The 19,975-nt window shown below is 69.7% G+C and carries 20 protein-coding genes; 6 read left to right on the top strand and 14 right to left on the bottom strand.

The genetic code is table 11. The features are described 5' to 3' along the window. Nucleotides 1-212: 212 nt before the first annotated feature. The 5 genes from GA0070624_RS25265 to GA0070624_RS25245 all read right to left on the bottom strand — a co-directional run bounded on the left by GA0070624_RS25265 (nt 213) and on the right by GA0070624_RS25245 (nt 5,856). Complete coding sequence (locus GA0070624_RS25265) at nt 213-3,506, bottom strand: WD40 repeat domain-containing protein (protein ID WP_141715159.1); 3,294 nt, start codon at nt 3,504-3,506, stop codon at nt 213-215. A 115-nt stretch (nt 3,507-3,621) separates the two neighbouring features. After that, the gene (locus tag GA0070624_RS25260) at nt 3,622-4,311 is read right to left on the bottom strand and encodes a hypothetical protein (RefSeq protein ID WP_091345314.1); all 690 of its coding nucleotides are present in this window, start codon (nt 4,309-4,311) and stop codon (nt 3,622-3,624) included. Continuing rightward, nucleotides 4,308-4,646 (bottom strand): hypothetical protein, encoded by a 339-nt coding sequence (locus GA0070624_RS25255; protein WP_141715158.1) that lies wholly within the window; start codon nt 4,644-4,646, stop codon nt 4,308-4,310. Before GA0070624_RS25255 ends, GA0070624_RS25260 begins: the two co-directional genes overlap by 4 nt. Before the next feature lie 37 nt (nt 4,647-4,683). Next, nucleotides 4,684-5,166 (bottom strand): hypothetical protein, encoded by a 483-nt coding sequence (locus GA0070624_RS35350; RefSeq protein WP_218105295.1) that lies wholly within the window; start codon nt 5,164-5,166, stop codon nt 4,684-4,686. Nucleotides 5,167-5,400: 234 nt separating this feature from the next. Continuing rightward, entirely contained in the window at nt 5,401-5,856 is a 456-nt protein-coding gene (locus tag GA0070624_RS25245) for a DUF5709 domain-containing protein (RefSeq protein ID WP_091345310.1), read from the bottom strand. Between the two features lie 286 nt (nt 5,857-6,142). On the opposite strand from GA0070624_RS25245, the gene GA0070624_RS25240 reads away from it, so the two are divergent. Beyond that, nucleotides 6,143-6,439 carry a GNAT family N-acetyltransferase gene (locus GA0070624_RS25240; protein ID WP_245718979.1) on the top strand — a complete coding sequence of 99 codons (297 nt, stop codon included), beginning with the start codon at nt 6,143-6,145 and terminating at the stop codon, nt 6,437-6,439. Next, nucleotides 6,436-6,882 (top strand): (4Fe-4S)-binding protein, encoded by a 447-nt coding sequence (locus GA0070624_RS25235; RefSeq protein ID WP_091345308.1) that lies wholly within the window; start codon nt 6,436-6,438, stop codon nt 6,880-6,882. The genes GA0070624_RS25240 and GA0070624_RS25235 overlap by 4 nt, the downstream gene beginning before the upstream one ends. Before the next feature lie 14 nt (nt 6,883-6,896). On the opposite strand, the gene GA0070624_RS35345 is transcribed toward GA0070624_RS25235, so the two are convergent. The 4 genes from GA0070624_RS35345 to GA0070624_RS25220 all read right to left on the bottom strand — a co-directional run bounded on the left by GA0070624_RS35345 (nt 6,897) and on the right by GA0070624_RS25220 (nt 10,310). Beyond that, nucleotides 6,897-7,364, bottom strand: coding sequence for a zinc ribbon domain-containing protein (locus GA0070624_RS35345; RefSeq protein WP_218105294.1), 468 nt, complete (start codon nt 7,362-7,364; stop codon nt 6,897-6,899). A gap of 118 nt (nt 7,365-7,482) precedes the next feature. Then, nucleotides 7,483-8,313, bottom strand: a complete 831-nt coding sequence (locus GA0070624_RS35340; RefSeq protein WP_218105293.1) for a hypothetical protein — start codon at nt 8,311-8,313, stop codon at nt 7,483-7,485. Continuing rightward, the gene (locus GA0070624_RS25225; RefSeq protein ID WP_091345306.1) at nt 8,310-8,717 is read right to left on the bottom strand and encodes a recombinase family protein; all 408 of its coding nucleotides are present in this window, start codon (nt 8,715-8,717) and stop codon (nt 8,310-8,312) included. The genes GA0070624_RS35340 and GA0070624_RS25225 overlap by 4 nt, the downstream gene beginning before the upstream one ends. Before the next feature lie 672 nt (nt 8,718-9,389). Then, the gene (locus tag GA0070624_RS25220; protein ID WP_245718978.1) at nt 9,390-10,310 is read right to left on the bottom strand and encodes a MarR family winged helix-turn-helix transcriptional regulator; all 921 of its coding nucleotides are present in this window, start codon (nt 10,308-10,310) and stop codon (nt 9,390-9,392) included. Between the two features lie 269 nt (nt 10,311-10,579). Between GA0070624_RS25220 and GA0070624_RS25215 the strand changes: the two genes are divergently transcribed. Beyond that, nucleotides 10,580-12,691: an MMPL family transporter gene (locus GA0070624_RS25215; RefSeq protein WP_091345304.1), complete on the top strand. Its 2,112-nt coding sequence runs from the start codon at nt 10,580-10,582 to the stop codon at nt 12,689-12,691. Nucleotides 12,692-12,712: 21 nt separating this feature from the next. Here GA0070624_RS25215 and GA0070624_RS36495 read toward each other — a convergent pair whose 3' ends face one another. Further along, entirely contained in the window at nt 12,713-12,847 is a 135-nt protein-coding gene (locus GA0070624_RS36495) for a hypothetical protein (RefSeq protein WP_281181006.1), read from the bottom strand. Between the two features lie 108 nt (nt 12,848-12,955). Between GA0070624_RS36495 and GA0070624_RS25210 the strand changes: the two genes are divergently transcribed. The 3 genes from GA0070624_RS25210 to GA0070624_RS25190 all read left to right on the top strand — a co-directional run bounded on the left by GA0070624_RS25210 (nt 12,956) and on the right by GA0070624_RS25190 (nt 15,426). Beyond that, nucleotides 12,956-13,807: a class I SAM-dependent methyltransferase gene (locus GA0070624_RS25210; RefSeq protein WP_091345302.1), complete on the top strand. Its 852-nt coding sequence runs from the start codon at nt 12,956-12,958 to the stop codon at nt 13,805-13,807. 359 nt (nt 13,808-14,166) lie between these two features. Beyond that, complete coding sequence (locus tag GA0070624_RS25200; protein WP_091345298.1) at nt 14,167-14,469, top strand: DUF4193 domain-containing protein; 303 nt, start codon at nt 14,167-14,169, stop codon at nt 14,467-14,469. A 360-nt stretch (nt 14,470-14,829) separates the two neighbouring features. Further along, entirely contained in the window at nt 14,830-15,426 is a 597-nt protein-coding gene (locus GA0070624_RS25190; RefSeq protein ID WP_281181005.1) for a DUF4240 domain-containing protein, read from the top strand. 60 nt (nt 15,427-15,486) lie between these two features. Here the strand turns inward: GA0070624_RS25190 and GA0070624_RS25185 are convergent, their stop codons facing one another. From GA0070624_RS25185 to GA0070624_RS25170, 4 genes are all read right to left on the bottom strand, one after another. After that, nucleotides 15,487-16,314 (bottom strand): carbohydrate ABC transporter permease, encoded by an 828-nt coding sequence (locus tag GA0070624_RS25185; protein ID WP_091345294.1) that lies wholly within the window; start codon nt 16,312-16,314, stop codon nt 15,487-15,489. After that, nucleotides 16,311-17,153 carry a carbohydrate ABC transporter permease gene (locus GA0070624_RS25180; protein WP_245718977.1) on the bottom strand — a complete coding sequence of 281 codons (843 nt, stop codon included), beginning with the start codon at nt 17,151-17,153 and terminating at the stop codon, nt 16,311-16,313. The genes GA0070624_RS25185 and GA0070624_RS25180 overlap by 4 nt, the downstream gene beginning before the upstream one ends. A 79-nt stretch (nt 17,154-17,232) precedes the next feature. Further along, a complete protein-coding gene (locus tag GA0070624_RS25175; protein ID WP_091345290.1) occupies nt 17,233-18,621 on the bottom strand; it encodes an extracellular solute-binding protein in 1,389 nt (462 codons plus the stop codon). Between the two features lie 41 nt (nt 18,622-18,662). Continuing rightward, nucleotides 18,663-19,733, bottom strand: coding sequence for a PfkB family carbohydrate kinase (locus GA0070624_RS25170; protein WP_091345287.1), 1,071 nt, complete (start codon nt 19,731-19,733; stop codon nt 18,663-18,665). Between the last annotated feature and the right edge of the window lie 242 nt (nt 19,734-19,975).

The raw sequence follows: 19,975 nt of genomic DNA, 5'->3' as shown, positions 1-19,975 counted from the left end.
TTGAAAGGCCGACGACGGCCGCGCCGAACAGGATGCGATTTTCCGCGATGCCGGTGCGGAGCCGCCGGCACGCGTCTACGACGTCGCGCACACCGGTGCCACGGGCCCAGAGGTCCTCACCTATTTCAAGATCCCAGCCCTGTCACCAACGTCCATGGACAGAACAACAATCGATTGCCTGTGCGGTGCCGGTTGCGGTGTGGAGCTGGTCTTCACCGGCATACCGGGCGGTACTGCAGGTCTGGTGCGTACTTTTGCCAGAGTTCCGGGCTCAGGTCATGCCCGGCGACCCGGCACGCCGCGGCGGTGGGGTCGGCAACGATGTCGAGGATTGGCTTGAGGTCGCGCAGCCGGACCAGCGTTTCGTTGGTGTAAAGGCTCTGCACGCCTCCCGCCAGTTGCGCGGTGGCCAGCAGGCCGGTGGGCGCCACGGCGAAAAGGCGATAGAACGGGCTCTCGTCGCCGCTGGCGAACACGGCCGCCTCACTCGCCTTTTCCGGGTCGGTAACGTCCCAGACGTTGATGGCACCCGTCGCGCTGAGGATCAGCGTGTGCCCCTGGAGCATGGCGTGATGTGAGTCCGCGCCGTTCGGGGGCGGCTGGGTCGTCAGCAGCTCGGGGGATGCGAGGTCCGAGATGTCCCACAGGACGCCGGGGCCGGTGCCCACGGCCACGAACATGAGCCGGCCGTCCGGCGTGAACACGATCGGCCCGGGCCCTCTGCCGCCGGTGGTGAATCGGCGCTGTGCCACCCGAACCGGGCGCGCGGGATCGCTGATGTTCCACCAGGTGGCGGTGTCCTGACCGGCGCTCTTCTCCACGTTCGCCACGGTGACCAGCGTGCGACCGTCCGGTGTGAAGGCAGTGGTGGGCAGGTCGGCGGTCATCGGTAGGCGGGCGACAAGTCGCGGATGGTCCCGGATGTCCCACAGAGACGCCGCTGTGTTGTTCTCGCTCGTCCTGGCGACGAGCAGGGTGCCGTCGGGTGACAGAGCCAGCGGGAGGAGCGCCGCATCGGCGGTTCGAGGTATCCCGGCGGTCTGGTCGATGCGGCCGTCCGGGTGGACCGACCACACACTGATGCCGCCTTTGTCGTCGGTCGAGGCGTACCGTCGGCCGTCGGCCCCGAACGCGGTCGGCCAGGCGGAGCCGGCGTGGGAGTCGGATCTGAAGGGGACGGGGGTTCCTCTGCCGTCGCGCGGGCCGACGGTCCGGATCCGTCGGGGATAGGCTACGTCGCTGACGTCCCAGACGGTGGCGGCACCGCCGGCCGCCGTGACTACCAGGCGCGCAGCATCAGCCTGGAAGACCATGCCGGTGATGTTGGCTGGGGCCATCGGCAGCGTCGCCACTGTCGGCGGCGACGTCTGGTCGGACAGCCGCCAGAAGGTCAGCGATCCGCTGGCATCGGACACCAGAGCGGTCTCGCCGTCCGGGGCGAGGTTGACGCCGGTCACCTGGTGAGCGGTCACGGCGAGCGTACGCAGGGGTCGCGGGGTGGCATCGCCGAGGCGCCAGATCTCGCTGCTCCCGTCGGCCGCGGTCACCAAATGCAGTCCGTCCGGGGTGAAGGCCACCGAGGAGACCCGCAGTCCGATCTCCTGTCGAGAGCGGAGGGTGTCGGTGCGGCGGGGCCGGCTCGGATCGCGGACGTCCCACAAGTCAGTGACGCCGTCTGTGCGACCGACTGCCAGGACGCCCCTCGATGAGAGCGCCAGGCTGTCCGCGAAGACGGGGATCGAGCCGGTGACACGCGGGCTGTCCGGGCGCGCGACGTCGGCGAGGACGACGCGCTCTCGCTCGCCGAAGACGAGTGTGCGTGAGTCCCTGGAGAATGCGAGAAGTGGTCGCAGGTCGGAGACGGTCTGCTGGGAGATGGTGGCGGCCACGGCGCCGAGCAGTCGCGGCCGGCCCCGGTCGGCGACCGACCAGAGTCTGACGGGCTGCTTCTGCGTCATGGTGGCGAGGACGCCGTTGGGAGCGTAGTGGACACGCTGCGCCGAAACGCTGGTCATGGTTACGGCGGGGCCGGGTGACGGCCGGCGATCGAGCGGTACGAGAGCGAGGCGGTCGTCGACGGCGAGCGCGATGGTCTTGCCGTCGGGGGCGAAGGCGCATCCGGTCACCTGCCCGGGCGCCTCGATCGCACGGTCGATCGTGCGCCGCGCGGTGTCCCACACCATCACCGTGCGAGGCCGTACGGTGAGGACTCTCGTGCCGTCCGCGGACCAGGCCTGTGGTCCGCCGCACGGTCGGCTGTCGGTGTCAGCGAGGGTGCCGATGTAGCGGTTGGCCAGCAGACTGCGGATCAAGGCGGCTCTCGCCCCGGAGGCGTCGAGCTGGACGGCGAGGGCCTCCAGCAGCAGGGCGCTGGTGGGGTCGGATTGCCGGATGGTATCGGCGGCCGGCAGCAGGTTGTTGGCGACCTCCCGCAGGTGCGCCGCCCGCGATTTACGCGCGTCGGCCAGCACGCCGCCGGTCAACCCGGCGGAGGCCAGCACCAGCGCGGCGATCATGGCGGCAAAGGTCGGGTTCACCCGGGTACGGCTGTGCCGCACCGCGGCGGGCAGGTCAACAGCGAACCGCACCTTGGCGTCGTGCAGCAACGGGTCCGGCAGCGCGTCACGATCGCGGGACGGTGCGAGGATCACGCGCAGCCGCTGTCGGACGGCCTCTTCGAGCTTGTTGCGGATACCGCTCACCTCGACCAGCCGGGCGTCGGGCCGCAGTTCGGCGGTCACCGCGCAGCGTCGGTCGAGGCGGCGCACCCGCAGGGCAGGCGGCGTCCGGCGGGCGAGGTCAGCCAGGCCCACCCCGAACGCGGCGCCGAGCGATCCGCCCGCCACCTCGTCGCAGGGCAGATCGTCGGTGGTGAGACGCCACACCACACACCGGCCACCGAGCGGCGGCGCGGCCGCACGCCAGGCCACGTCCAGCGCCTCGGCGAAACGCCCGTCCGCGACCAGGAACAGCATGGCCCGCGGGTCCGGGTAGAGGCCGGGTGGCCCATCCTCGAGCAGCGTCAACCGCAGGACGCCGTGTCCGCCGGTGGAGCGCCGGTCGAACAGCACAGGCATCTCCACCTCGCGACGTTTGCGCGGCCACTCGCCGGCCAACGCCCGTACGACAAGGGTGAGAAATCCGAACGCCGCCTTGTCCTGCGATTTGGCGTCGTCGGCGAGGACCGCCAGCCGGCGAGCGACGGCTGCCGCGCGGGGATCGGCGAGGGCGGAGTCGATGCCGGTCCCGGTCAGCGGCGACACCGGCAGCACGTTCGCCCGGCGCCAGTGCAGTCCGGCGCTACGCAGCCGCTCCTCGGGGTCCATCTGGTCCTCGGCGTTCGGGCTGCCACTGAGCACCGTGACGACGTCCGCGGCCGCCTGCGCCGCGGACAGGGCCGACCCGACGTTTCGAGCAGCGGGCCGCGGCAGGCGCGACTCGCCGGGCCAGCTGCCGCGGGTGGCCAGCGCCTGAGCCGCGTCACCCTCCGGCGCCAGACGTGCCATCAGATCTGCCGCGGCGGCCGGATCACCCGTCGCTTCGCGGCAGAGCTCGAACCACGTGCCGGGGCCGAACAACAGACGGCTGCACAGTTCGTACCGATCAGCGGCCGTCGCCGAGTCAGCCGGCGGCATCCTTGATCACCTGGCTCAGAGGGTCGTCTGCCGGCCGGGACGCCGCGATCTCCGCCCAGGTCGCCATTCCCGGATCGGGGGTCGCCGCGACGGACTGCGCGATCCTCGCCCGCGTCACCGGGTCGCCGGCCTCTAGGGCGGCGACGGGCAGCTCCTCGTCGACGGTCACGTCGATCCAGCCGGACGTCTCCGCCAGCCGGAGCGCGCCCACCGATCCTCCCGCGGGCTCCGGCACGAAGACCAGGAAGTAGCGCCGGTCGTCGCCGACCGTCGCGACATCGACGGGCAGGACCTCGGTGGCCGGCACTTCCCGATCCACCTGCACCAGCAGTTCAACCCCGCCGGGGCCGGACTCCCGGACGGTAAACCGCCGGCCGGCGGCGGCCCACCGGGCGACCATGCGCTCCGGCTCCTCGGAGGCGGCCAGCCTGACCGCGGCCCGGTCGAACCGGGGGAGCCGGACCCTCGCGCCCTGCACGTACGGCTCGGTCAGCGGGTTGTCGCGGGTGGCCGGAGGCTGGGCGGCGTCCTTCGGGGGCAGACGGATGCCCAACAGGGCCGCCCAGTAGCGGCGCCACAGCCCGTACCCCTCCCGGCCCCGCTCGGCCAGTGGCTTCTCGTCGACCGCACGGCCCCCAGTCAGCCCACGCCAGTACCGCTGCGGCAGCGTACTCATGTGGTGTCGCCCTCAGCCGGCGCCGACAAGGCGCGCGCCGCGCCCAGCTGCGCGAGTAGCGCCGGCGCCGATGCCCCCACGGCGATGGCGGTGACCGCGCCGGAGATCTGCGTGTGCAGGATGAGCGCGGCAGCCGCGCCCAGGACGAGCCGGGTGACGGCGACGAGCGTATCCGCGGCCGGGTCGACGTACCGGATCATCGGTGGCAGTCTGCGGCCCCGGCGGCGCGCGAGATGGCGAGCCTTCTGCCAGGCCGCAAGGTTTCCCCAGACGGCGACGACCTCGACGATGCCGCCGCCGATCATGCCCAGCGCTGCCGCAGCCGCCCAGTCCATGCCGTCACTCTCATCGATGTGAACCGAGAGCGCCACCCTATCGGAACGCCGGCGCTGACGTGGACCCGGACATGGCGGATTCTCGCGTGCGGCTGACCTCTCGCTGGCGGCGCGGGCAGGTGCTGTGGATGTGGGCGGATCTGACCGGCAGCCAGAGCAGAGCGAAGCAGCCTGGCCGGCCAGGACCACGGCGATATCCGCGATCAACGCGGCCAACGGCGGGTGCGACGTGCCCGGCGTTGGGCCATTTCGGGCACCTGTTCACGAAAGGTCCACCGTGGACAGTCACGGGTAGGGCGCACGGGCGGCTGCTCGGGCGCAGCACCTTCAGCCGGTAGTCGCCGAGCGGCTCGACCGGCGGCTCGCCGACGGTCAGCTCGGCGCCGCCGGTGGCGTCGCAGGAGATCCGTACCGCGATCTTGGTCAGCTCGCCGGTCTTCCGGTCGCGCTGCCGCGCGATGAACAGGATCTCCTCCAGCTCGGCGCCCGCGGTCGTCGGGCGCACGCGCCCGGCGATCATCTCCGTCTCCGCTGGTCCTCGGCCCCGGTAGCGCCGACGTCCTGCAGTGGCATCCCGACGGCCGGGTGGCCACGATCGAGGCCCTGGTCGTGGATGGAGAACCCGCCGTTCCCACCGAGGCAGCGCCGCATCAAGGCCCCCCGGGTCGGGTTCCCTGGCCTCGGTGGGCTGGGCTTTCACATGGCCCAGCCCATGTGCTACCTCGGCGTCACCCGGTACGTCCTGGTCCCGGGTTCACCACAGCGGCGTTTCGGACTGGTCGTAGGGCTCGTTGATCAGGTGCACGGCAGCCTCCTCGGCGCTCGCGCCGCCCCCGTCGATACCGGCGTCCCTGGCCACGGAATCCGCCTCGACGTCCTCCCCGAACCCGTCGTTGATCTCGACCAGCCGCCCGGAGCGCAGGTCACGGTCGTAGCCGCGCCTGGTCAGTTCGTCCTCGTCACCGTAGGGGGCAGGATCATCGTCGACCGTGATGTCGGGCTCCTCCTCGGCGAGCCGCTGGGCGAGCGACTCTCCCGCGTGCTGCTCCGCCTCCGTCGTCCCGAAGCGGTTGGCGCCCGCCCAGCGATCGCCCGCGGCGATCCCAACGTCCAGCGGGTCGTCCACACCGTCGACAAGCGTGTCTGAGCCGTCGAGGACGCCCTCGTCCTCGATGTCGTCGTACTGCGGAAGCTCAAAGTCGCCGCTCATGTGAACCTTTCAGGTCGGGCTGGAGGGATGGGCGTGATCGGCCAGACCGCCAGTTCGGGGACGATGGCACCCGAAGGGACGAGTGATGGCGCGACGCCGTCGACCTGCTGGCCACGGCGAAGACAGATGATATGTCACTTTTCTCCGAGCGCCCAGAAGCCTAACGCTTGGAGTGTGATGACCGGAACAGCCGCACAGGAAGTTGGCCAGGTCGGTGATGCGTGGAGGAACATGTACGCACGCTCCGGGTGCGCGCGGCGGGGCCGATCAACCCAGGAGGCGGACAGTGAGTGACGTGGACATGATCGTCATCCGGAACAATCCGGAAATGAAGAGGTACGAGGTTCTGGTCGACGGCACTCTCGCCGGCTTCGCCGACTACCGCCTCCACGGCGACCGGGTGGTGTTCACTCACACCGAGGTGGACGTCGCCTACGAGGGGCGCGGACTGGGCTCGCGGCTGGTCGGGGAGGCGCTGGACGATGTGCGACGGCAGGGCCGATTCGCCACCCCGCTCTGCTCGTTCATCGTCTCCTACATCCGCCGCCATGCCGAGTACGCCGACTTGGTCCGGCACCCGTGACCGAACCGGCCACGCACGACCCCTTCGATGACGGGAAGCGGTATTCCGGCCCGGAGATCGTGGTCAGCTACAACGCTCGCCGGTGCCGGCACGCCGGCGAGTGTGTCCGAGGTCTACCGAAGGTGTTCGACGTCGGACGACGCCCATGGATCCTGCCCGGGGCCGCACCGGCAGACGAGGTCGCGACCGTCATCAGGCGGTGCCCGACCGGGGCGTTGCAGTATCGCCCGACGACCGGTGCCGACACCGAGCAACCTGATCCGGTGACGACCGTACGAGCGGTGCCCGGTGGTCCCCTCCTCTTGCGGGGCGACTTGCGGGTGTGGACGGATCAGCCCGGCGTCGGTGGTGGGATGCGCTGCGAGACCCGGATGGCGGCCTGCGCCTGCGGCGCCACCGGGCTCGCCCCGTACTGCGACGGATCGTGTGATGTCGAGCTCTAGTCAGCTGCTTCCTACTACTTGCTCATGGTTGAGCGGTTTGGATGATTCGCTCTCCGCTCGGCTGTGGCCGGGCTGGAGTCCTGGACCGGCAGTCTGGTCCGGTGGCGATCGGTCCGGTCCTGCAGGATCTGCTTCACCGCGTGGTGTGGGGTGTGCAGGGCGATGTCGGGGTCGCCTGCTCGGTGCAGGATGTTGATCGCGGCGTTCACGTCGGCCTGCCACACCACCCCGCACCGGGTGCAGTGAAGCCGGTCCCCGCTGCGTCGGCCGAACCGGCCGCATTGGTGACAGGTTTGTGAGGTGTAGGCGGCGTTGACGGGCACGAGCGCAGAACCTCTGCGCTCCGACACGTTTGTCAGGGCCTCGGCGGTGACTCCTTTGGTCCACGCGGCGAGGCGCCGGTTGATGTTCTTAGGAAGCTTTTTGCGGCTGGTGAAGCGTTTGGTGAGGTCTTCGGCGATCACGGTGGCGGCCTTGTCCACGACCTCGTGCACGGCGGTGAAGATCTCCGTACGCACCCGCGCCTGATGTTGGGCGGCCTGCCGGTCCCGCTTGACGGACCCGAGGTTGTTTAGCGTGATCCGTTGCGCTTTCGCGTGGTCACCACGACGAGCGGCGTTGTTCGCTATCGAGCGCAGCCTCGCCCGACGCCGGTTGCGTTGCTTCAACCGGTCCGACTCTGTGGTCAGGAGCCTGCCGAGCCGAACGCCGTGGGGCTGGCCGTCGGAGTCGGTCAGGGCTTCGGTGTAGCCCCTTGTCGACGCCGATCGTCGCCTCGCCGCATGGTCGCTGTGATGAGCGCAGCTGCGACGCGTCGATCTGGTAGTGGACCTCGACTCGGCCGCCGCGCAGGATCAGGCGCAGCGTCCCGGTCGGGGCGACGGTCGTGGACAGCGGGATTTTGACCATCTTGCGGGGTTCGAGGCCGGGAATTGCCAGCCACAACCGGCCTCGCCCGTCAACGAGCGCGTTGTAGTTGTCGGCGCGTACCACGATCTGATCGTGCGTGCGGTTGTGGCCACGCTTCCAGTGCTTGCGCATCTGCCGAGACAGGAACGGATCGTCAGCCCATTGGTCGGCCTTCAGCGCGGTGAACAATCGCTTGCGCTCGGCCGGATCGCTCGTGCGTCGGATGATCGCCCGCCGGACGTCGACCTTGGCCGCCTCCAGGTTCGCGGCGATGTCGGCCATGGCGTCGCGGACGGTTTCCTTCCACGCATTCGCCAACACGGCGAACTGCACGTGCGTGCCGTCAGCCAGCCACCGATCGCGCACCTGCCGGTCCCGCAGTCCGGCCCCGACACCGTTGATCGAGCCATACCGCTGCCACACCTCGCTGCGCACCCAACCCAACCGGCGGGCCTGCTCCGCCAGGGCGGCGTACTTTCCTGGGTTCATCCGGGACGAGTAGGCGATGCGGGTGACCTTCACCGGTCATCCCCCACGGTCAGGTCCGCCCCTTTGAGTTCCTTCAAGTAGCGGCGCAGACCGTACAGGCGGCATGAGAAGGTGTGCACGATGGCCAACAAGTCCTCCACCAGTTCCTGCTGTGGGGACAGTGACTCCTGATTGGCGACGACGATCTCGCAGCCGCCACGTGCCGCCACGTGCTCCAGGAAGTCGAAGCCGAACCGGGCCAGCCTGTCCTTGTGCGCCACCACCAGCGTGCCAACCTCCCCCCGGTCGACCGCGTCCATCAACGCCAGGAACTTCTTACGGCGCCCCGACGGCAGACGACGGACCGCGATCCGACCCTCCGCCTCCCACCGGCGCACCGTACTCACCGAGCGGCCCACCCGCTTGGCGAACTCGCCGATCCGATACACGCTACCCACGACAGCCAATTGCCGACAGCTCGAGAAAGGAAAACAACCACTAGTCGCTGCTCCCCGGCGGTCACCCGGCGGCGGAGTGTGGTTCGCAGGCCGCGGCAACGATTCCCTGGCAGGGATGTTCTCGTAGACTCGCCGATTCGACGATTCCAGGTCGACGTCGACAGGGCGCCGTTGCCCATCCGCCCAAACGAGCGAGTTCGGCGTAGGGCATCGGCACGCCGGGCGACCGGTCAGGACGGTGGCAGGTCGGAACTCCTGACGTCTGAGCGGGCGCCGCACGATGTCGAGCATCTCGTCCACCGCGCCGGCCGGGTCGGTGACCGGGAACTGCACCGCGCCACCGCTTCCGGCCCGACCAGCGTGCGCTCGGGCGTGGCAGTTCTGGGGCATTGCAGGGCGAGTGCCAGGTGGCGACCGTCGGAGCGGCGCAGGTCGGCGCGGCGCAGGTCGGCGTGGTAGTCGGCCCGCCGGCGACGATCGGTTCGACCAGTGGGCGGCGTACCGGCACTCGGACGGTGTGGTGGTCTTCGTTGCGCCGAGCGCGAAGCTCGGCGACGGCCAGGGCTGACGACGCTGCCGTTCTCCTTGCAGCAGCTGGCGCGGGGGTCGACCTGGCCGCGCCGTTGCGCCTGTGACCGAGGCCCTCCCGGCCGTCGACCGGGAGGGCCTCGGTCAGTCCTGTGTACGCCGGCGCAGCTCTTGGGCCCGCTCCGTGAGCGCGGCGAGCACGCGTTGGGCCGCGGCGAGGTCGTCGTCGTCGAAGCCGGCGTAGAGGTCCGCGGTCACGGGAGCCAGCCTGGCCGTCAGCCGGGCCTGCGTGTCGGCCCCGGCGGCGGTGAGCGTCACCGTCTCGCCAGTGGTGATCAGGCCGTGCTGCTGGAGTCCTTCGACGAGCCGTGCGGCTGTGGTGGCGTTGAGGTTGAGTTGGGGCTGGTCGGCGAGGAAGGCGGCCAGCGTGTCCGGGCCGTCCCATGGCCCACGCAGCGCCACGGCGCGCATCGTCACGTACTCGGTGGGGCTGATTCCGGATCCGTCGAGGACCGCGGCCATCAGCGCGGCGAGGGCGCCCTGCGCTTCGGCGACGGCTTGACCGGTCAGCGGCGGCGGGGCGGTCGAGGGCTGAACCATCGTGGTGCTCCCTTCAGCGGTGCCCGGCGCGGCGCCGAGCAGGGTGGTGAGGGTGGCGACGAGTTCTCGGTTGCGGGCGCCGTGCGGCCCGCCGATGGGTGCGGTGAGTTCGGCCTGCAGCGCATGCACGATGCCGATGGCCTGCTGTATAACGGCCTGGCCGCGTTCGGTGAGCGAGAGCTGGAAGGCGCGTGTGTCGTCGGCGTGGTCGGTGCGGGTGATGAGGCCGGCGGCGCTGAGCGCTTTGACGAGTTTGGACACGAAGACGGGGTCAAGTCCCGCGTAGTTGGCCAGCTCGCGCTGGCTGGGCTGCCGCGCCTGGCGGTTGAGGCCGTAGAGGGAGCCGAGCAGGGAGTATTGCGCGTGGGTCAGGCCAAGCGGGCCGACGGCACGGTCCACGGCCGCCCGCCACCGGGTGGTTACCTGCCACAGTAGACGGCCCGTCGCGATGTCCGGTGAGCTCACGTCTCTCAATGTACGTGGAAACAGTGTCCATGGAAACTACGTCAGCCGAGAGGCCAAGCGGCTGTTCGGCCGGCGGGGGCCACACCACGTTGCGGCCGTCGGGCTTCGTCCTTCCGGCAGGTGGCACCTCCGCCCGAGAGCGGCCGGCGGAGGTCGACCCTTAGGGGTCTCGGACAGTGGTGCCGGTGCGTACCGCCGATGTCGGGACACGCGGGTAGGCGGGAACATAGCCTGGACCATTGGGGGAGACACGTCCAAAGCGGGGGATCATGACCAGGTCGGTCGCGAGCTTGATCACAGGACGCAAGACCAAGTACCTCATCATCGTGTTCTGGCTGGCTCTCGTCACGCTGGCTGGGCCGCTTGCCGGCAAGCTCACCAGCGTCCAGGACAACGAGGCCAAGTCCTGGCTGCCGGGAGGCGAGGAGTCGACGCACGTGCTGGACCGGCAGGCGGCGTTCGCGTCGCCCGACACGATCCCGGCCGTCGTGGTCTACCAGCGATCCGCTGGACTGACCGAGGCCGACCGGGCGAAGGTCGCGTCCGACGCGCACAGGTTCGGCCAGCTCACCGAACTCGACGGCCAGGTCGGCGGCCCGATCTTTTCGGGCGACGGCCAAGCGGCGCAGCTCATCGTCCCGCTCAACCTCGGCCCTGAGGGGTGGGACAAGGCAGGCGACATTGTCACCTCGATGAAGGAGACCGCGCAGGCTGGCGCCAGCGGGCTGTCGGTGCACGTCACCGGGCCTGCCGGCAGCGCGGCGGACTCCAGCGAGGCGTTCGCTGGCATCGACGGCAGGCTGCTGTTCGCCACGATCGGTGTGGTCGTGGTGATCCTGTTGTTCACCTACCGCAGCCCCGGACTGTGGCTGCTGCCCGTCATCTCCGCCGGCGTCGCGCTAACGGCCGCGCAGGCGGTCATTTACCTGCTGGCCAAGCACGCCGGCCTGACCGTCAACGCGCAGAGCGCCGGCATCCTGACCGTACTAGTGTTCGGTGCGGGCACGGACTACGCGCTGCTGCTCGTCGCGCGGTACCGCGAAGAGCTGCGGCGCCACACCGACCGGCATGAGGCCATGGCGGTGGCGCTGCATCGCGCCGGCCCGGCGATCGTTGCGAGCGCCGGTACCGTCGTGGTCGGCATGCTGTGCCTGATCTTCGCCGAGACCAACTCCACCAAGGGCCTCGGCCCGGTCGCCGCGATCGGCGTCCTGGTGGGGCTCGCGGTCATGCTGACCCTGCTCCCGGCCATGCTCGTGACGGTCGGCCGCTGGATCTTCTGGCCGGCGCGGCCCCGCCTCGGCTCCGCGGAGCCCACCACCACCGGGTTGTGGGCCAAGATCGGCAACCGCCTCGCCAGCCGCCCCCGCATCACCTGGGTCACCACCACCCTTGCGCTGGCCGTCATGGTGGTCGGCCTCGTCCAGCTCGACGCGACGGGGCTGACCAACAAGGAAGCCTTCCGCGGCACCCCGGACTCGATCGTGGGCGAGGAGGTGCTCGCCGGGCACTTCCCGGCCGGTGCGGGCAACCCAGTCGTCGTCATCAGCAAGGCGGAGCAGGCCGCCGCGGTGAAGGCGGCGCTCGCGTCAACCGAGGGCATCGACCCGGCATCGGTCAGCGAACCGGTCGCCAAGAATGGGTTCGCCTATATCGTGGGCACCCTCAACGCCGCGCCCGACAGCCCGGCAGCCTTCGACACCGTCGACCGGGTACGCGACCGGGTGCACGCTGTTCCCGGCGCGGACGCTCAGGTCGGCGGCAACACCGCAATCAACCTCGACCTGCAGCGGGCGGCCCGGTACGACCGCAACCTCATCATCCCGATCGTGCTCGTCGTGGTCCTCGTCATCCTGGCGTTGCTGCTGCGGGCCATCGTCGCCCCGTTGGTGCTGGTAGCGACGGTGGTGCTGTCGTTCGGCGCCGCCCTGGGCACGAGCGCGCTGGTGTTCCGGCACGTTTTCGGCTTCGGCGGAGCTGACTCGTCGTTGCCACTGTTCGTGTTCGTTTTCCTCGTCGCGCTGGGCATCGACTACAACATCTTCCTGATGACCCGCGTGCGCGAAGAAGCAGGACGATACGGGACCCGCCGCGCCGCGCGCATCGGCCTCGCCGCGACCGGTGGCGTGATCACGTCCGCCGGTCTCGTCCTCGCCGGCACCTTCGCGGTGCTGGCCACCCTCCCGCTGACCGCCTTTGCCGAGATCGGCTTCGCTGTGGCGTTCGGCGTCCTGCTCGACACGATCATCGTTCGGGCGGTCCTGGTCACCGCACTGAATCTCGACATCGGACGGCACATGTGGTGGCCCAGCCGGCTGGGCAAGATCGCTGACGTGGAGCCCGCCGAGGCGGCCCAGCCACCGAGCGAGGTCCCCGCCTGACGGAACCCGGGTGAAGAAGAGTCACGGGACGCGGGGCTGACCGGCATGGTCAGCCCCCGCGTCGAGCCGGTCGGCCGTCAGGATGATCACGCCGCCATGTTTCTCCAATCGCGCATACATGATCTTGGCCGTGCTGGTCCGGACCAGCACCGGCACCCGTTGACCAGAGCTTCATGCTCGGTGATCTGTCGGCGGCTCCGAAGGCGTCAGCTCCGGTGGGCTACATGAGTACTTGGGTGACATCCTCATCTGGCAGGTAAGCGGATGTTGCTTCGCATCCGCGTCGTCGTCCACGCAGCCTGCCTCCTGCGGACCAGTAACCAGTACAGTGCCCACGTGACATCAGAGAAGCCGGCTGTGCCGGTGATGCATGACGCCGCGTACTTCGACCAGTGGTACGCGGACATGGTCGCCTCGCCCGCCCGCGACGCCATCATTGCCCGCACCCTGGGGCTGCCGCCGGAACTGCAGGATGCCGGCACCCTCACCTGGCAGGGCGTCGCCGAGGTGACCGAGGAACTGCGCCTGCCGCAGAACGGCCTGTTGCTCGACATCGCCTGTGGGCGCGGCGGGTACGGCATCGAGGTCGCCGAACGTGCCGGCACACGCCTGGTCGGAGTGGACTTCTCCGCCGTGGCCCTGGAGCAGGCCAAGTCGATCAGCGCACGCCGGCTGCCCGCCGGCCGGTCCGAGTTCCAGATCGGGACCCTGTTCGCGACCGGGCTGCCCACGGGCGTCGCGGATGGGTTGATGTGCGTGGATGCGGTGCAGTTTGCCGAGCCACCGCTCGCCGCACTGCTCGAGTTCCGTCGACTCCTGACTTCCGGCGGCCGACTCGCCCTGACCTGTTGGGAAGCGGTCGATCCGTCGGACGAGCGGGTCCCGCCGCGCATTCATGCGGTGAACCTCCGGCGGGACCTGCCGAAGGCTGGCTTCGTCGACGTGGCGGTGCATGAGAAGCCCGAGTGGCGCCAGGCCGAGCGAGCGATGTGGGAAGAGGCGGTCGCGGCGGTTGACTCCGACGCGGCGGTGAGGTCCCTGCAGGCCGAGGGTCGGCGCTCGCTGGACACGTTCGACTCGCTGCGCCGCGTGTTCGCGACCGCCACCGCACCCTGAGCGGCGCCGGCCCCGGGCGGAGTAACGCATGATGCAACGCACTCGATTGCTCATGTGCGCACTTCTGGCCCGCCGATAGCAGGCATTGGCATCCTGGTCAGGCCAGATGCTCACAGTACCGCGAACACCGGCGGCCGAGTGAGTCGCTGAACTCCCGCAGGAGGCTCCCCAGCCGCTCGGCCTCCTCAGCGTCTGTGGGCCTGACCCGCTTTCCGAACCGCCGGCCCAGCGCCAGCATCGTGCGGTAGCCCTCGGTGTCGGTCCCAGCGCTACCCTTCCACCGCTCTCTTGAGCGCCACGACATGACCCTGCGGTCTACCGTCGTGACACCCATCAACCAAGCCGGAGAGGCCACCACGATGAGCAAGCCCATCGATTACGACGCACCGCGCCGACCCGCCGTTGAGGTTGAAGACGACAGCCTGGAGGAACTCAAGGCGCGCGGCGTGGCGTCGCAGTCAGCGAGAGTCGACCTCGACGAGGCCGAGGCTGCCGAGAACTTCGAGTTGCCCGGCGCGGACTTGTCCGGCGAGGAACTGACCGTGGCGGTCGTGCCGATGCGGCCGGACGAGTTTCGATGCGTGCGCTGCTTCTTGGTGCACCACCGCAGTCAGCTCGCCGCGCAGCCCGACGGCCGGGAGGTCTGCCAGGAGTGCTCCTGACGTCCCACTGTCAGGGCGCCAGTTCCCGCCACTCCGGGCGACCACCCAGCCATGCGTCGGCGAGGATCTCTGCCGACGCCCGACTCGGACAGGGGTGTAGCTTCGACCGGCCTGCGAGGCCGCCGGTCTGCGCCTCAACTTCCCATCGCTGGCCGTCGGTGCGGATGTAGACGTCGCGACGCCCCCGCAAACTCCGGTCCCCATTCCACCAGTGACGCTCGACTCTCACCTGCTGACCGTATAGCACCCCGTGTGAAAAGACGAACCATAATGATCTTGGGAAGGCGGCCGGCGTGATCGGAAAACCACGGATTGTGGCCGAGCGGAGGTGTGATCGAATCCGGCGGTGGACACTGAGAGGTGTTGGGAGATCATCGAGGCGGCGCGCGTCAAAGCACCGAATGGAACGATCTGGACGAGCGGCTCGAGGAAGCGCTGATAGATCAGCTGATGCGGCTGCCCTTGGCCGACATCGTCGCGTTCGAGGTTCGCTTCGACGACCTACAGGCACGCGTCCACCGCGACGACTTGTGGATGGCCGCCTTCCTCATCCACAACGGCTGCGGCGACGACTCGTTCACCGACTTCTGCGCTGGGGTCGTCGGGCTCGGCCGTGACTGGTGCAAGCGGGCCCTGGCCGACCCTGACAACCTCGCCGAGCACCCGGCCGTCCGCGGGGTCGCCGCCGGCACGGTGCACAACAGCGTCCTGCTGACCGAGGGCTTCCAGTTTGCCCCGCAGCAGGCCTACGAGCGGCTCACCGACGGCGATGACTGCGCGTACTACCGGGCCCTGGACGCCGCCGAGCAGGCGATGCGCACCGACATCCCGCCTGACTCGCCCCCGCTCCTGCCCCGGCGGCTGGAACGGCTCGCAGCGATGTTCCCGGAGCAGCACGGTTTCCTCGACCGGTTCTACCCACGGCTTACCGGAGCTCCGAGCCACCGGATCCGCTGAGCGGCCCCGGACCAGCGGTGGCCATGGCGGCGTCTGAAGTGCCACGCGGGGGCGCCGCCCTCACTCGCGGACAGCGCCCTCGATCATGCCTTGGATGAAACGGCGTTGCAGGAACAGGTAGAGGACGACCACCGGGGCCGCGACGATGACCGCGCCGGCGGCGAGCAGGGTGAACCCCGAGGTGTACTGGCCCTGGAAGAAGGCCAGTCCGAGCGGTGCGGTGCGCAGCTCGTCGCTGGTGGCCATGACCAGCGGGATCAGGAACTCGTTCCAGGTCCACATGAAGGTGAGCACGACCAGCGTGGTCACCGCTGGCCGACCGATGGGCAGCAGGATGCGCCACAGGGTCGTCCACGATCCGGCCCCGTCCAACCGGGCCGCCTCCGCCATCGCCACCGGGCTGGCCCGGAAGTAGGTACGCATCCAGAAGGTGCCGAACGCGACCGACTGGGCAACCTGGGGCAGCGCAATCGCCCAGAAGGTGTTGGTCAGGCCGAGGGTCCGCAGATCGAAGTAGAGCGGTACCACGGTGGCCTCGGCGGGCACCATGATGCCGACCAGGAACACGTAGAACAGCAAGTTCCGGCCGGGGAAGGTCATGGTGCCGAAGGCGTACCCGCTCATCACGGAGAGCAGGGTGGCGCAGGTGACCACGAAGGCCGAGACCGCGATGCTGGTGAGCATCGAGTGCCCGAATTGGCCCTGCTGCCACGCGGTGCCGAAGTTCTCCGGGTGCAGGCCCAGCAGCCCGGGACCCTGCGCGGTCCGGGCGGCGCTGTCGTCCGGACCGAGGGCCGCTGCCACGATGGTCAGCACCGGCCAGAGCGCGAACGCCGCGAACGCGGCCAGGATGAGGTAGTTGGCCGCCCGCTCACCCTTCGAGATCATTTTTCCTCCCGGTCGGCGATCCGGTTCACTCCTAGGCTGATCACGAAGATCAGCACGGTCAGCACGATGGCCACCGCGGCCGCCGAGCCGACCTGACCCTGCTCGAACGCCCGCCGATAGACCTCGTACGACGGCACGGCCGTGGAGTTGCCCGGACCACCCGAGGTGGTGACGTAGATCAGGTCAAAGGTCTTCAACGCGGCGATGATGGTCAGGGTCAGCGCGACCGCGACCTCACCCCGGACGGCGGGCAGGGTCACCGCGAAGAACTCGCGGACCGGTCCCGCCCCGTCCAGCCGAGCGGCCTCGTAGCGCTCGGCGGGGATCCGGCTCATCCCGGCCATCAACAGGACGGTGACCAGGCCGAGCTGCACCCAGGTGCCGATCAGGCCGACCGCGGGCAGGGCGAACGTGTAGTCACCCAGCCAGCCGTGGGCCAGACCGCCGAGCCCGACGGCGTGCAGCGCCGCGTTCAGCGGGCCGTCCGGGTCGTAGATCCGCCGCCAGGCGACGGCCACCACGACCATCGCGACGACCTGCGGCAGGAACACCACGGTCCGGAAGAACGGCATCCCGCGTACCCGGGCCCGGGTGAGCAGCGCGGCCAGCGGCAGGCCGAGCACGACCGGCAGCACCGCGTAGAAGCCGATGAGCACCAAGGTGTGGCCGAACGACGCCCGCAGGACGGGGTCGGTCAGCACCTCGACGTAGTTCTGGAACCCGACGAACGTGCCGAGGGTCAGGCCGTCCCACTCGTACAGCGACAGCTGCGCGGACCGGATCAGCGGATAGAGCAGAAAGGCCGCGTAGACCGCGAAGGCGGGAAGTACGTATGCCAACGGTAGCCACCGCGCCCCCCGCCGGCGCGGTGGGCGGGACGGCCCGGTGGTGGCGGCCGTCCCGTCCCGTTGTGCAATGTCAGCCGTTGCTGGCAACGAACTTCGCATTGTCGTCCTGCAGCTTCTGGAGGAACTGCTGCGGGCTGATCCGCTTGGCGATCAGGTCCTGCAGCGCCGCACCGAGGGTGTCGGCCATCGTCGGCGTGGCGTAGTCCAGGTACGGCAGCAGCCGGCCCGACTCGGTGGTGGCGCCGAAGGCGTCGAAGATGTCGCCCTGCACGCCACTCGGCTTCTGCTGCTTGGCGGTCTCCACAACCGGCATGTTGCCGGTCTTGGCGAGCTTCGTCATCGCCTCACTGCTGGTGATGAAGTTGATGTACGCGGCCGCCGCGTCCGGGTTCTTCGCCTTGCTGGTGATGGTGAACGGCAGGCCGGTACCGCCGGTCGCGGCGACCTTGCCATCCTGGCCGGGCGGCGGGGCGGAGAAGCCCACCTTGTCACCCATCGACTTGTCGAGGTCCGCGCCGAGCCAGGAGCCGGCGATGAGGAACATGCCCTGACCGGCGGCGAAGTTCTGCCACGCCTTGTCGTAGTCGGTGCCGTTCGGGCTGTTGTTGAAGTAGCCCGCGTTCACCCAGTTGACCAGTTCCTCGGCGGCCTTGGTGTTCTCCGGAGTGTTCCAGGAGGCACCGGACCCGCCGAAGCCGAGCTTGGTGACCTGGTCGGCGGGGACGAACTGGCCCTGGATGGTGCCGAACACGTGAACGGCCGGCCACTTGTCGAGGTTGCCGAGCTGCAGCGGGGCCTCGCCGTGCTGCTTGGCGGTGGCGAGCGCCGAGGTCAGGTCCGCCCACGTCTTCGGCGGCTGGAGGCCGAGCTTGGTCAGCTTCTCCTTGTTGTAGAAGATGCCGACGATCTCGCCGACCTGCGGCATGCCGTAGATGTTGCCCTCGCCGAAGGTCTTGCCGTCCGGCGTGTAGCGCGAGTACTGCAGCACGCTGTCCGGGTAGCGGTCGGCCCAGCCGTACGCCTTGGCCCACGGCTCCAGCGAGAGGAGCTGCTGGGCCTGGACGAACTTGCCCATGTCGGCGCGGCCGTTGTTGGACTGCACGACGTCGGGGGCGTCGTTGCCGGAGAGCGCCAGCCGCAGGGTGGTGCCCAGGTCGTCGAACGACCGGGAGACCCGCTTGATGGTGATGTTCGGGTACTTGGCGTGGAATGCCTCGTTGAGGGCAGTCATCTGCTCGTTCTGCCCGCCGCGGACCTCCTGGTCCCAAACGGTCAGCGTGACGTTGCCGAGCTTGGCGGCGTCCGTCTGCACGGTCCGGTTGGCGTCGTCACCAGCCGGCTTCGAGGGGCTCGACCCGGGCGCGCACGCCGCGGCACCGAACAGTCCCAGCGCGGTGACGAGCCCGACGGCGGCACGCAGCCCGGCCCGCGTTCGCGGGCGCCCTGGTGCTCGAGACATGGTTGCCTCCTTCAAAGGCGATTTGAGGGGGATTCGTACTTCTAGGCGGCGTCCAGGTCCGAGTAGCGTGCCAACGTTGCATGGGCACGCCGGACCTCGGACACCGGCCCTGCCGGAAGCAGGTCGGTTGGGAGCAGGTCGGGTAGGAAACCGTACCGGGTGGCCAGCTCACGGGCCGCCGGGTCACCGACTGTCGCACGCTCAGTAGTGGCTCGCCACCAGTCCGTAAGGTCGCCCCAGCCCGGCGCGGCCAGCGAGCCGCCGAAGTGCTGCACGGCGAGGCCGGCGCAGAGGCCGGCGAAGAGCAGTCGCTCCCGCAGCGGCCAGCCGGCGACCGTGCCGAGCACGAGCCCGGCGCCGAAGACGTCACCCGCCCCGGTGGGGTCCAGCGCGACGGTGGGCAGCGGTGGGACCCGCGCCTCCTCGCCGGTGCTGGAGTCGATCGCCATCGACCCCTCGGAGCCGAGGGTCACCACGGCCAGCGGCACCCAGTCGGCGATGGTGCGCAGCGCCGCCTCGGGGGTGTCGGCATGGGTGTACGACATCGCCTCGACCGCGTTGGGGATGAAGGCGTGGCAGGCGCCCAGTTCGTTCGCGAGCGCCGGGTTCCAAATGCCGGAGGGGTCCCAGCCGACGTCGGCGAAGACCATGGCCCCGTCGGAGCTGGCCTGTCGGGCCCAGCCGGGGAGTTCGACGTCGCCGGACGCGTCGCCCAGGCTGGCCACGACGGCGCGCGAGTGGGGCGGCTTGCTGATCAGCTCGTCCACCGCGATGGGCAGGTCGTGACCGTGGGTGACCATGCTGCGGTCGCGGTCGACGGCCATCGAGACGGTCACCGGGGTGTGCCAGTGGGTGAAGCGCCGCGATCGGGCCAGGTCCACCCCCTCCTGACCGAGGGTGCGCCAGCAGAAGTCGCCGTAGGCGTCGTCGCCGAAGCCGGCGGCCAGTCCCGTCCGCAGACCGAGTCGGGCCGCAGCCACCGCCAGGTTGGCGATGCCGCCGGGCGCCGAGCCCATGCCGGACGCCCAGACCTCGGTGCCGGCCGAGGGCGCGCTGGGCAGCCCGGTGAAGATGATGTCGAGAAAGACCGTGCCGGACGTGAACACGTCCATGGCGCCGGGGTCCTGCTGCCGCGCGGCGGCCAGTGGATCCCAGCGCGGTCGGTCAAGCGCGGACGGAGGGGTGTCGGAGCCTCCGCGTGGTGCCCTGCTCACTTCTGCTCACTTCCGGACATGTTTTGACTAGCTGGCGACGTTGCCTCGGTGCCCTGTGCATGGTGCTCCGCAGATCGCCAATAGGCAAGCCCTGTTCTGCGCGAAGTTGCGTGAAGCTGGAATTGCCTGCGCATTGTTGG

The sequence above is a fragment of the Micromonospora rhizosphaerae genome (assembly GCF_900091465.1).
GTDB classification, from domain to species: domain Bacteria; phylum Actinomycetota; class Actinomycetes; order Mycobacteriales; family Micromonosporaceae; genus Micromonospora; species Micromonospora rhizosphaerae.
Note: the sequence above shows the minus strand (reverse complement) of the source record. Positions and strands in the feature narration are given on the sequence as shown.